6 protein-coding genes and 1 tRNA gene are annotated in these 12,537 nt (G+C 39.6%); all 7 read right to left on the bottom strand.

Features of this window, described 5'->3' with window-relative positions:
• A partial coding sequence (locus tag Q0135_RS05810; protein ID WP_297989103.1) for a phytanoyl-CoA dioxygenase occupies window positions 1-256 on the bottom strand: 256 nt, incomplete at its 3' end.
• Window positions 246-605 (bottom strand): hypothetical protein, encoded by a 360-nt coding sequence (locus Q0135_RS05815; RefSeq protein ID WP_297989105.1) that lies wholly within the window; start codon window positions 603-605, stop codon window positions 246-248. The genes Q0135_RS05810 and Q0135_RS05815, both read right to left, overlap by 11 nt.
• Window positions 606-651: 46 nt before the next feature.
• Window positions 652-966 carry a hypothetical protein gene (locus Q0135_RS05820; RefSeq protein ID WP_297989108.1) on the bottom strand — a complete coding sequence of 105 codons (315 nt, stop codon included), beginning with the start codon at window positions 964-966 and terminating at the stop codon, window positions 652-654.
• A complete protein-coding gene (locus Q0135_RS05825; RefSeq protein WP_297989110.1) occupies window positions 956-8,953 on the bottom strand; it encodes a hemagglutinin repeat-containing protein in 7,998 nt (2,665 codons plus the stop codon). Before Q0135_RS05825 ends, Q0135_RS05820 begins: the two co-directional genes overlap by 11 nt.
• A 255-nt stretch (window positions 8,954-9,208) precedes the next feature.
• Window positions 9,209-11,221 carry a ShlB/FhaC/HecB family hemolysin secretion/activation protein gene (locus tag Q0135_RS05830; RefSeq protein ID WP_297989113.1) on the bottom strand — a complete coding sequence of 671 codons (2,013 nt, stop codon included), beginning with the start codon at window positions 11,219-11,221 and terminating at the stop codon, window positions 9,209-9,211.
• A gap of 841 nt (window positions 11,222-12,062) precedes the next feature.
• A tRNA-Arg gene (locus tag Q0135_RS05835) sits at window positions 12,063-12,139 on the bottom strand.
• 12 nt (window positions 12,140-12,151) lie between these two features.
• A complete protein-coding gene (locus tag Q0135_RS05840; protein WP_005869488.1) occupies window positions 12,152-12,532 on the bottom strand; it encodes a response regulator in 381 nt (126 codons plus the stop codon).
• Between the last annotated feature and the right edge of the window lie 5 nt (window positions 12,533-12,537).

Genomic DNA, 12,537 nt, shown 5'->3' on the forward strand with positions numbered 1-12,537 from the left:
CGTTAAAATTTTTATCTATAAGTTCCACAAGCACCATTAGTGTATCTCTTTCGTATGGCAGGAAACAAAATTTAAATTGTTCCAATAAGGCATTTTTACATTCGGTATATAAAAATTCTACCATTTCCGAAGGACTTTCGTAATGTTTAGCCGTAGGATGAACGATATATTTATCCTGATGTTCCAAAGAAGCCATTCGAGTTAAATGGAACATAAGATCACCCTTTTTAAATATCTCTTTTCCGTCAATTTGCATTTGGGTTTCCTTTTATTGGGATGTGGGTTTCATCGGTATCATATGGTAATATTTTACCAGTATCATCAAAATATTTTTTTCTACTAAACGGAATTCTTAAAACCCATCCACTATTAGTATTTGCGGTGCTTGGTAAATTCGGATTGTTTTCCGGCGCATGTATTCTGACCCTATCCGCACCATCTTTATCGACAAATTTTATTCCATTACCGTCATTTTGTAGCACTACTTTCCAGTCTTTCGACGCTCTTGAAAATATCTCTTCAAATGATGCGCCTGTTAGACCGGTGAAATCTCCTATATTAATCGATGCTTCCTGTCTAACCAGCCGTTTTAAATTTCTTGACATTTAGCGTAAGCCGTTTCCGTATACTACAAAATTTAATTTTACTATATTATTTCAATTCATTAAATGAATTTGAAAACATTTTACCTTTTTCTATTACGTGTTCTTCTTCTGATGTAAAATTAATATCTTCGGGCAGAAATTTTAAATAATATTTTATCTGAGAAGCCGCCCTCCTTAGCTCTTTATTTATGCAATAAGCGAATCTGCTTTTATTATTATCATAAACCTTAAAATATGCATAGTAGCAAGGATCTTTCCTTTCAGCATCTTGAGAAAACCGATAATCCAATGCCCAATACATCAAAGCCCCGGCGATCAAAGTCACTAGTGTTAAAAATGCCCGCTGAAAACTATTTTTCATTTTTTACTCCTTGTATATTTGGTTTAAATTTCTCCATACCTTCGTCGGCAATGTTTGGTAGAAAAAATATAGGGCTGTAGCCATATTCCCCCTTTGTTCCATATACAACGACGGATCTTCCTGTTTTTGTATAGATTAAATTAGAAAGCTTCTGCGCATAATTTGCACTGCTGCATGCGGCTAAATGTATAGCTATTACCCTCCCCTTTTTCCATGTACTATCATTTTTTATAAATTTTTCATACAATTCTTCTGGCGTGTATGCGGCACCTCTTCGCGTTCCTACTTTGTTCCCATCGCCATGCCCACCAATATATAGTTCCCTATAGTTGGTTAAAAATTCTCTTATTGCACCAGAAAAATCAGCGTTAAGATGCATTGAATAGTCTGCCGTGAAATCGTCTCCTCCCTCGTATGTAGGCTCATATGGGTCAAATAAATTTATCCTATTCGCTCCCTTCTGTTTATCCAGCCTAGAGAATTCTTTATTGTTGCTTGCATAGTAGTTTTGATTGATACTACTAGGAGCGTTTATCTTAGCAGAGCCGTAGCCACTGCCGTATGAGCTAAGAGCATATCCGTAGTATCTAGCGACTGCGTTTCCGAAATTTCGTGAATAGGTCGAATGATCGTCTTCGTTTTTAAGGAAGTCTATGCCTCTTTGATGATCCATAGCTCTTTGGCTTTCTGTAGCAGAGGTAGCGACTAGATCCTTTGTGCTTTCATTGTTTTTTATATTGATATAGCTGCGCCCGGTCTGCAAGGAGTAAAAGCCCATTATCTGCTTACCGTCTCTACCAGTCTCATCGGTATAGACGGTCTTTGTTTGATTAGGGATGTAGCCTAAATTTAGCATTACCTGCCTTGTGATATTTTGCGTTATGGCTTGTTTCTCTTGATCAGAAAGCTCATCGCTTTGTAGCATCCCTCTTAGCTCTGGATTATTTGCTATCTCCTGCCTTACTCCGTTTACCGTCATAAAGCCTTTGCCGTTTTCGCTAAAAAAGTCCGTAAAGCTAACTCTATCGGTAGTTGCTATTTGGTATATGGCATCATATATGGTAGAGGCGTCTTCATAATCTCTTTTTATCTCATTCCTTCCCCCTTCGCTAAAAAACCTCATATCCACACTTGCATCAACGTTAGAGCTTAGCTTTGTAGAGTATAGCTCTTTACTTAGCTTGGAGCTGTCTCTGTTTAATCTTCTAAGATCGTCTGAGTTATATAGAGCCTTATTGTTAGGATCAGATTGTAAAGAAGCAAGCTCATCTTTACTTAAAGAGCTTATATCTTTATCTCCTACTATAAGCTCTCCTTTTCCTATAGTAGCTAAGCTCTTACTCATAGAGTAGGATAGGTTTCTATTATTAGCGTAGTTAATCGATGAAATTTTAGACTTAGGGTCGGTATCGTTCTTTTTATCTTGCAAGCTCGTGCCGCTTTGTCCTATGATGCCACTTGTTTGCATACCGCTCATGTGATTTGAGCTAAAGGCGTTTGATCCCGCGGTGTTCTCTTTAGCTTCGGAGCCCCTGCTCTCTTTAGCTTGGCTACCTCCATCTTTACTTCCGCCTCCTCCTTGTTGAGGATCCTTAAAAGCATAATTGGTTCCTATGCTTAAAGAATTTGATTTGTCGTATCTGGTGTTGCTTAAATTTGAAAAAGTTAGAGTATCTGTTTTTAATCTAAGCTTGCCGTTATCTATGAAATTTCCATTCTCATCATAGTAGCCTGCGGCTATTAGTGAGCCTTTTAGATCTGTGTTAGATCCTACCTCTATGTCTAACTCTTTAGCGGTTATACTAGATAGCACGGTCTGTTTTACCATAGTGCTTGATTTGGATCTGGAGTAGTTAGCGTTTATGCTTGAAAGTTTGGAATTTGAATACCTTACTATGTTGTTGCTTATGGCATAAGGACGAGAAGGATCGGAGGTTGTTTTACTGCCGCTTATACCTATACCTGCTGCTATAGAGCTTGATTTGCTATCGTAATTATAGCTATCTCGCAAGCTTGCTAGGCTTAGATCATGTCCTACCTTTAAAGCTAAAGCGTTATCCGCTCTAAGGTTTGCTCCTTTTATTAAAGCGTCGTTACTAGCTAAGGCGTATATATTATGTCCTGCATAAACTTTAGCGTTATTGTGGCTAAGGCTTTCCTCTTTCATATTGCTTTTAGAGTAATCAAGCCCTGCGCTTCCTCCTCCGCCTCCATACATAGTAGCAGATACTCTTCCGCTTATGGTTTTAGAGCTTTGTTTAGCTTCATAGCTATCTTGCGAAGCATCCATAAATAGATTATGGGTGTTTAGGTATATATCATTACTAGCATATAAATTTGAGCCTTTGATATTTATAGCGGTATCTTTATTGCTATCAGTTAAAATTTTAATATTCTTGCCGCTAAGATTAGAGGCTACGGAGTTACTTGATTTGGAACTATCTTTGGAAGTGGTTCCGCTAAGCTCTGCAGAGGCGCCTACGCTAAAGCCCCAGGTAACCCAGCTAGAGGATGCGGCAGATCCTTGGGAGATGAGGGCGGCGGTTTTAGAGGCTACGTTAGCGGTAGCTAGAGCGATATTTGATAGATAGTATTTCTCCTCGTCCTTTACGTCCTCTATTATGTTTTGTAGATCTTCAATGTCGGAGTAGTCTATGCCTACCTCTTTAGCCTTATAGCGGTTCTTTAACTCAACAAGTTTGTCTTGTAGAGCATTTTTCTGATCCTTATACTCCTTGTATTGCTTTTTGGTCTGATTTAGCTGTTTTATCGCTTCTTGCAAGGCGATAGCCGCAGGGGCGATCTGGGCGTATTCGTTTTGAACGGTAAGAGATAGGGAGCCTTCCAGATGCTTAGAGTTAGATGAGGAGCTTGCGGTATCGGTAGAATTTATTATATTGATATTCCCATCTTTAGATATTAAGTTAAGATCCTCTTCGGCCTTTAAATTTGAACCTATAACGCTTAGGCTATTATCCCCTCTAAGAGTTATATTTTTAGCTTCCATATTAGAAGAGACGGTCTCGGTACCGTATAAGTTCGTATTGGATTTATCGTATGAGGCGGACGCTATTTTGGCTTTAAGGCTGGTATCTTTTTTAAACTCGTCCAAGGATTTAGGCTTCATCTGATTTAGCGAGTCTTTCGCTTTAGTAATAGATACGGAGGTGCTTTTTTGCGAGCTTTGTTCGCTGTATTCGTTAGCGGCAGCGGATATCGTTAGGTTTTTAGCGTCTATATTTATATCTCCGCCCGCTTTCATATTTGAAGTTATAAAAGCTGTAGGAGAGTTTAAGCTTATATCGCCCGCAGCTTTGATATCGGATAGTTTAGATATACCTTCCTTTACCTGCTTGCTATTATAATCCGACCTATATACCTCGGTAAAGCTTCCCCCGCCTATCTTTTCTATCCCGGCCTCTAATGCGATATTATCCATTGCCCCCACGGAAGCCGCTATCGCTACGGGATAGTTGAACACCGAGAGCGGATTGAAGCTTCTTTTCTTATGGGCGCTTAGCTCCTCTTTATACTCCTTAGCCGCTAGGATATTGATGGAATTTCCCGCGCCTAAGTTTAGATTGCGTCCGCTTGAAATATCCGCAGATATTAGGCTTAGATCGTTCTTTGCTCTTAAGTTTATATTCCCCGTTTCGCTCGATAGGGAGGAGCTTTGCAAATTTCGTTTATAAAGCGAGTGCATATCCATACTAGCTTTCAATCCGCCTAAAGAGGATTTGGAGCTATTTTTATAGTTTAAGGAGTTATAGCTTAGAGGCGATATATTGATATTGTTTCCCGCCTGTATATCTATAGCTTCTTTAGCTTTTAATGCAGAGCCTGCTATATTGATATCGGCCTCTTGCGAGCTAAGCATTATATTTTTAGCCCTTATGCTAGTAGGTACTACGCTTTGATTTAAAGCTTTAGTGGTAGTGCTTTTTTTAGACGCAAAGCCCTTTTCTTTAAATTCGCTCTCGTAGTAGTTACTATCGATATCCCCACTTAGATTTATGGAGTTCTTTGCCTGCAGCAAAGCATCACCGCTGCGCGCATTAATATCCGCTCCGCTTATGGCTATACCGTCCGCTTTAATTAGGATATTATCTTTGGCGTTAAGTTTGGAGCTTGTATTCTTAACGATATCCTCTTTATAGTATCCACCCTTGCTTTTAAAGTTATAGCTTAGCTTCTCCTCCGCGCTATTTATGTTTACGTCCTTTGCAGCGTTTAGGATCAAATTTGCAGCAGAGTCTATGCTCGCTCCGCTTACGGTTATATCACGAGCTGCATTTAATGCTACGCTGCCCTCGGTAGATTTTATATTTGAGATAGTGCCTATATAGGTGCTGCTTTGATCGCCGTAGGCTCTATTTAGGTTTATCTCTTTACTTAGAGTTTTATGTACTATATCTCTGCCGGCGTTTAAGCTTACGCTGCGTCCTTGTATCAAAGAGGATGCGTTTATTATATCCTTTTTGGCCGATATGCTTAGGGCGTTCGCGGCGATGATGGAGGCGGAGTTTAAATTTGATACGCTGCCGGCTTTTAGGTTCATATTTGATCCCGCGTAGATTATCCCTTCGTTTCTAAGATCGCCGTTTACGCTTAAATTTATATTGCCTCCTGCGTATATCAAAGAGGGTGCGGAACTAAGTAAGGTACCGTCATCTTCCTCCTCCGAAGAGTTCAAGGATGTCCTTTTTTTATCATAAAGTAAACTTAGCTTATTGTGCATATATGAAAAATCCGGTATCAGCTCGCTATAAACGTAGAAGGTATTATAAAATTTACTGCTTATAGGCGAAAAGAGATTGTTTATATAGCTAGGCCTAATGATATCTTGCATATCCGCTTCATTATTAAGGCTAGGCGCGAGATCGTTTTTATCGAGATTTAAAGCGTTAGGATTAAGGAGCCCCTTGCCTATTAGGGAGTAATCTATTTTAGAAAAAGCTTCCTTTATAAGAGCGGGAGCGTTACCAGAGTTTATCTGCCCGTGTGAGTTTAAATTTGAAATATCGCCCGCGTAGCCTTTTATATCTTTTTTAGCTCCTATTATGGAGGCAATAGCAGGCTGAGAGTAGTAGATATTCTTTTGGTCGCTATAGCCGCCATGCATTTTGCGCTTTTTGCCTCTCCATCTATACTCCGCCTGGCTCGTTATACTATGATTTAGACTTAAAGAGCGGTTGTTTAGACTTTTTACATTTAAGAGCAGATCGTTATAGGCATAAATTACGCTCTTATCGTTATTTAGCTCATCTATGTTAAGGTTGCTATCCCCTGCGGAGATTATGTTTGAGCCCATAAATTTACTTAGGCTATCTTCCGTTATATACTCTTTATTGATGCTGTAGCTTATCTGCCTTAATCTCTCCTTCTTATGAGGCTTGCTTCTTCTTATGCCGAAAAGATTATCTTTTAAATTTAACGTTATAGCATCATATAGCCTAGTATCCTCCCCCGGAAGCCTAGTATTTTTATATAAGCTTAATACATATAGATTCATATCTTGCCTGCTAAGCTCCTCCATGATCTTAGCGTTTAGCTCGTCCGGGCTAATATTGGGATTTTGCTTAAGGATGCGCTCTTTTATTTCTGCCGCATTAACCTTTAAAGGGATAGCTACGCCGCTGCAACCCCAGCCATCGCCATTGCAGGTAAAATCTATATTATAACCGGTGCTTTGAACCCTCTTTACGGGCTCGTTAACCGAGCGGTTGTTTAGCTTTTTAGCACCGATATTAAGAGTGTTTTTTGCATATATCAAGGAGGAGGCGTTAATGATCTCGTCTGCCTTGCCCTCCTCGCCTCTTTCATTAAAAATATTTAAATTTCTTTGAGAGATTATGTTAGATAGCGCTTCGTTGCTAAGATAGCTCGTATTTATAACTATATCCCCTCCGCTAAGTATATTGGACGCGTCTTGATTGAGGATATTTTTAGCGTTTAAAGCTATGCCGTCCTGCGCATAGATGAGAGCTTTTTTATTGATTAGGCTTTCAGAGTTTGTTATCAGCTCGCCGCGCGCGATTAAAGAGCCTAAATTTAAAATTTGCTCCTTTGCTTTTAAAGCCAAATTTCCAAGTGCGGCTATAATGCTTTCGTTTTTGATGCTCTTTGCGTTTATGATCAGATCTTTATTGGAGATCAGCCTTTGTGAGGCGATAAAATTTCCTTGTAGGTTTAAGTATATATCGCCGCCTGCGTAGATTCCTCCGTTATAACTCAAATCGTCCTTTAGCCCAAGATATAAACTACCGTCAGAGCTTAGCTTACCTAAAGCGCTAAGACTATCTAGGTTTAAAGCGAGATCCCCTTTGGAGCTTATCAGCCCCTCTTCATTATTAAGAGCGCCTTTGTTTATGATTAAATTTCCTCCGCTTAGGATAGAGCCTTTGGAGTTATCTATACTGTCGTAGCCTAAAAGAGCGCCTCCAAGGGAGATGATCTTTGAGCTTTCGTTGCGTAGATTGTTGCCGCGCAAGCTTAAGCCCTCTTGTACTATAAAGGTAGAACCTGAAAGGTTATAAAAATTTGGAATTTCGGAATCCAACGCCCTTAATACCATTAGGCTATTATCATTTAAGAGACTCTCTTTTATATCCAAATAGCTTTCGTTTGAAAGTATCGCTCCGCCTATATTTGATATATGATCCGCGCTTATTACGCTAAGCTCGTTTTTGGAGGGAGGAATAACTCCCACTTTGGAAGGGTCTTTGGTATCGTCCAAGCCCAGCTCATTTAGCCTTTCGCTCTTAGCCGCTCCTATTACGGCTCTATCTTTGTTGCTTAGGCTTTTAGCCTCTATCTTTAAGGCGGAGCTTGAGCTTATGGTGCCTTTTATATTATCTAGTCTATCCGCTTTTAGCTTTAGAGTATTAGCCTGTATATTTCCTCTGTTTTCTACCGAGGGGGCTTTTATATCCAGATTGGAGGCTGAAATTTTAGAGCCCTTTTGGTTGGAGATGGTCTTTGAGCTGATTTGAGCCTGTCCGTTGGAACCCAGCTTTCCTTCATTTATCAGATCTCCGTTAGCGTCTATCTTTAAAGAGCTGTCCGCCAAGATAGCCCCTTTATTGTTGATGCCCGCTCCATCTTTAGTAGATATTATATTTATCTTGCCCGCATACATTCCCCCTAGAGCCGAGGAGTCTATGGATACACCTTTAGGATGTGATCCCCCTTCTTGCTCAATTTTTAGATTATCCTGCCTCAATCCAGAGTTTGTATTTTTTAAAGATACCTTACCGTCCGTCGCTACTACGTTTATCTCGTTTGCGTAAATTTTACCCTCCAGCTTTAGGCTATTAGATATTATATTTAAATAATCTCCGTTATCGTTTAGGCCGTCCGCTCCTATATTTATAGAACCGTCTTTGCTTATGTTTAGAGATTTAAGATGTCCGTTTTCATAGGTGGGCGTGGCGGTGCTTAACGTAGTAGAGGAGGAATTTATTATGGTAGCGCCGTTTACGTTGATACCGCTAGGATTGGCGATGATAAGATCGGCTTTTCTGCCCGCTATCTCAATATTACCCTGTAAATTTGAAGGAAGAGGCGAGTTTACCTGATTGATTATAAGCTTAGCCTCGCCACGATTGAGCCTCGGATTTGGCGGTATATAGCCTGCAGTTTTACTTATAGCTCCGCCTTGAGAGTTATTAAATATCGTGCCCTCTTTGGGAGTGTTAAGCTTGGAGTATTCGTTGATAGAAATCCCCTTGTCGTTAGGAGAGGCGATATCTATTTGAGTGGCGGGAGCATTCGGAGTTTGAGACACCGAAGCTCTATGATTTACGGGAGCGGAGTTATCTGGTATTATCTCGCAATATGAAAAACAAGGAGCCAGCAAACCAATAAGCAAAAGAGCGGCAAGGCGTTTCTTTGCTTTGGTAAAGACGCCGAAATATTCTTTTGTATCAGTAGGGGTGCTAAGACGCCCTGTGCCATTAAAAATAGAGCTTAAACATAAAATTTGCATACTTATAACCTCCGTTTGCGATGGGTTTATATCTTAAATTTCTTGAATACTTTCTTAAAAAAATAGTAAATTTAGGATATTTTATTTAAAATTTATTTGAATTAGCTTTGGAGTTCGGTCTGGGCGCAGGATTGCTATTTCTCGGCTCTTAGTATAGCGTATCTGCGCTAAAATAGTTAGTAAAATTTACTAAGCATTATATAGTTTTAGTTTATATTAAACGCCGCGGTAAGCGCCGATAAAATTTCGCTAAATTTAAAAGTCGTAGCTTAAAGAGAAATTTAAAGCGGGGCTATCTGTTTTAAAATTTTCCGGTTTGCTAATAGGAAAAGCCACCAAAAGATCATAGCTAAAAGAGCCTGAAATATTTCCTCTAAGGCCTACGCCTCCTCCGCTAAGCATTTCACCCTCTGCGGGATAATCTTTTCCCTTAGAGCTAAGCTTGCCGACATCAAAGGCCAGATAGACGCCGTTGTTTTTAAAATACTTATATTCCAAGGTATTTCTTATATAAAAGCCACTATCTCCAAGCAGGCTCATCTGAGAGTCAAATCCTCTAACGCTATAGTATCCGCCGATATTTAGCCTATCTATGGGGCTAAGATGAGTGCTGGCTCTTCTTGCGTAAAGCTCCAGTTCGTAGCTTAAAGGGATAGCGGAAGATTTGGTTTTGAAATTTAACGCAGCGTTTATCAAATGATATCTAGAGCTCCCGCCTCCGAAGTCTTCATCGGGCGCTCTTAGGGCGTTAAACGCTCCCGTGGATTTTAGGTACGAAAGCATCATCTCTACCGAAGAGTTATCAAAGAATACCTTGGATTTTAGCCCCGCCTCATAGCCGCCTTCACGCTTTCTTTGGTTGCTAAGCTCATAATCTTGTATATAGTTTTTATACTTTTTTTGCCAAATTCTAAAAAACATAGAATTTTTGGAGTTTTGATTTCTAAAATATACGTAGTTAAGATCCAAATTTCTTCTAACGCTGCTTCCGCTATAGGTATAAAGCTCATATGTCCCTGGTACTATTTGATCGTAGGTGTATCTATTCTGCCAAAAAGATAGAGAAAAGTATCCGAAAGGTATACTAAAGCCTGCGTAGTAGTTAGCTGATCTGCCGCTTTTGCTATCATCCCCTAAAGATTTTTTATCTCCTCTTAAAAAATTCCTACCGTAAGAAGCAAATACGCTCTCGTTTAATCCAAGTAAATTTAAGCCGTAAAGCGTAGCCGTGCTTTGGTATTTGCCGCTAGATTTAGAGCCCAGATTATCCGCGCTTAGTCTAAGCAGTAGAGGAGAGCTTTGCTGTTTAGAGATATTGATATCGGAGTAGCCCTGCTTTGCGGAAGGGCTTAAGCTTATCTCCGCCTCGCTTCTTGAAGCAGCATTGAAATTTTCCATAGCCTGCTCCAGATCTCTTAAGTTTAAAATCTCTCCCCTTTTATCGCCGCCGAATGCGGTAAAGATGCTTCTTTGGTTCTTAGCTTCAGAGCCGGGCTCAAGTGAAATTTCGCCTATGCGCCCCGGATGCAGAGCTAAAAGAAGGGTGCCCGAGGAGATATTTTGCTGGGGGATGGAAACGGAGGTAGTAATAAAGCCTGCGGATATGATTTTATTGTTATACGCTCTTGCCAGAGCTAAAATTTCATCGCTTCCCAGGCAGTCGCCACTTTTAAATTTAAGCTCTTTTAGGGTTGAGTTTAAAATTCTTTCAAACCCCGGTGGAACTGAATGGTCGGAATTGGAGGTAGGGTTGATGGACTTAGCGGGAGTTTTTACTTTCGCGCGCCCCAAGTTTTCATCATTTGGTTTAGAGATAAGGACGCCCGAGCCGGCACCGTCTTTGGGATTGACGGCTGGAGTTTTTGGATCGTCTTTGTTTTTAGATTCGTAATCCGCTTCGTTAAATTTAGAATCCGCGCTATTTTTCTGCTCGTTTTGCACTTCTGCGTTAATCAGTTTGATCTCATAAATTTTAAAGCAAATTCCTGCTTTCTTGGGCTCTGCGGTTGCGCTTGAAGCGGAAGATTGCTCGCTGCGTATCGTTATAAAGGGATCCTCTACGCCTTGTCTAATTGATCTTATTCTTTGCTCTTCGGAATTTATGACGCCAGAAATATCGGCAGGGGTAGCCATAATCGCTTTAGGAGCTAAGCTTAAACCTATAAAGATAGAAGCTAGAATAAGCTTAAGCTTGACGCCGCGGGGTTGCAAAGTGGCTCCTTTAAATTTACTATCGTCGAGATAGAATAATGGTTTTTGATCAAACATCGATTGCGCCCATTTTTTACGATCGAAATATTGCCGCAAAAAAACCTTATAGCTTGAGCATGACAAAAGTGTCTATTGGCATCTATTCGCATATATTCGCTTTTTATAGGCTTTGTCTTCCGCTAGGAGCTATCAATTAAAATTGGCGATAATACACTAATTTTTTAAATTTTCGGGCAAGGCTTCTTGGATTTTAGTGCTAATTGAGATTTTATATTTTATCATACCAGCAATCTCGATCTTTTTATAGGTCCCCTCCATAAAGTCTAATTCAAAAAATGAACACTTATTCCCTCATACCATTCAAAACATCCACATATCAGATTTTACCATTCTCTATCACCAAGCCTTTTCTATAAGAAACGATGACACCTCTGAAAAACAACGAGGCTCCTAAAGAATAACAAAGCTTCCTACCATTTTTTTATTCTCCCGTTATAATAGGAGCGGTAATCTTTAAATTTACCACAAAATCTATCGCGAAGGAGCAGATATGCATTACTAAAATCTTAAAAGCGAAACGCGATAAAAAAAGAGTAGATAGTGCGCTTAAATGACTTTATCGGGGTCTGTTTTAAAGCCGGATCGTCTTTAATCTTAGAAAAAACCTTCATAACTGCTTATACTTTAAAATTTCATATATTTTTATAGGAGAGATTATAAAAGTTTTCAAAGAGTTTAGAACTAATATACATTTTTTAATATATAGTAGTTTCTCTTAAACCTACTGCATAGTCTAGCGTTTTTAAGATTTGAAATTTTTTTAAAAAATTTGAAAAACCCATGATGTAGGGCTTTTAAAAAAATCAAAAAACTAAAAATAGGGGGAAAATTTGATAGATGGTGTCCCCGACAGGATTCGAACCTGTGGCCTCAAAATTAGGAATTTTGCGCTCTATCCTACTGAGCTACGAGGACAAAATCGGCAATTTAATCGCCGATAATATTCATAACATCGTCTAGTTTTTTGTGAAGATCTTTGTCGTTGATAGGCTTTGTCATAAAGTCATAAGCACCCTTATTTAAAGCCTCTCGTTTAGCGGTCTCGTCCGTCGTAAGGACGATGACGGGGATATGAGCTATACTTTCTCTAGCGTGAAGATTATCTAAAAATTCCAGCCCATTCATCACAGGCATTACGATGTCTAATAAAATCAAATCAACGGGCTGAACTTCGAGTACGGCAAGGGCGTCCAAGCCGTTTTTGGCTTGGAGTATGGTTTGGAATTTGCCGTATTTTTTTAGCATAACTTCAAGTAGCTTTAAATTTATAGCGTCGTCATCAACCGTTAAAACTTTCAAATCTCTCATTTAAG

Origin of the sequence: uncultured Campylobacter sp. (genome assembly GCF_937981295.1) — a bacterium.
Classification (GTDB): Bacteria; Campylobacterota; Campylobacteria; order Campylobacterales; family Campylobacteraceae; genus Campylobacter_B.